Source organism: Bradyrhizobium sp. WYCCWR15520, from assembly GCF_056174665.1.
On sequence record NZ_JBWBWM010000148.1, the window covers coordinates 1 to 1084 of the forward strand.

General features: G+C 53.3%; 1 protein-coding gene. It reads right to left on the reverse strand.

Annotation, left to right across the window (positions count from 1 at the left end; all coding sequences use genetic code 11):
* Positions 1-889: 889 nt before the first annotated feature.
* Positions 890-1084: hypothetical protein (locus tag AC0QUY_RS42580; protein WP_474417251.1), on the reverse strand; the 195-nt coding region annotated here is incomplete at its 5' end.

Below are 1084 nucleotides of genomic sequence, written 5' to 3' on the forward strand. Positions count from 1 at the left end.
GCGTCATGGCCTTCACCGACTTTGGGATCGAGACCTTGATGGAGCTCATCAGGATCCACAAAGAGAACCCTCATCTGCTCAGGCGCCAGGATTAGAAGACGTCTGCGGCCTACGCCGGACGGGTACGTCGGAAACTCGCTCCTGACGAACGTAAAGTGCACGTATCTGGTGAGGTTTCTGGTGCGCTCGTCTCGGTGCGGGCAACGAAGACCGAGTAAATCACTGATATTCTTGGTGGGCCCGGCAGGACTCGAACCTGCAACCAGACCGTTATGAGCCGGCGAGGGCAATGGTGCAGCCCGGCAGAATCCGTATAGAGGTGGCGGGCCCATAGCGCCCTAAGCGTTTCCTGATGAAATTGATAACTCCATCTGACTGCTCACGGCTTGTTGTACTGTTCGACGACACTCGCTCAAATTTGCCAGGGCTGGATTTGCAGTGAGAGTACTGGATTGAAATAGCCGCGGCTCATTCGCGCGATTTGCAAGTCTGTTGAAGTTTCTTCGTTGTTGCGCATTGTATCATTCGACGTTGTCTCGCAACACGCTGTAACCAAGCGTTTTTTTTTACCACGAGGGTCTATGACGAACAGCCAATTGGAGGGCGATGGGCGGAGACAGCCGAAAAGCGCTCCGTCGACTACGATTGGTCGAGAGCCGAAGGCGGTCCCGTTTGCCGAGCGATTGAGCTGCACGATCGGCGAGGCTTGCCAAGCAACTGGCCTGGGACGCACAAAGCTTTACGAGCTGATAGGAACGGGCCAACTCATCACAATCGCCGTTGGACGTCGGCGCTTAGTGTTAATCCGGTCGCTCCTCACGCTACTCGATAAGACAACACCGTTATGATCAATTGCTATCTTTGGCTTCTCCTCAAGCTCCCTTCTTGATTACACAGCGTAAGTCTTTTGGCTGATCCAATCCTTTTGGCCACAGCGCATCATCGTATCCGTCCGGTGAAGCTTACGATTACCCACATTTTTTTGAGGTGCACTGAGCCGAAAAACTTGAGTCGCTAGAATCGCTTGTGATTCTTTGATGGGCACCTGATTCGAGAAGAGGTGCTCTATGGGACTGACTTCACG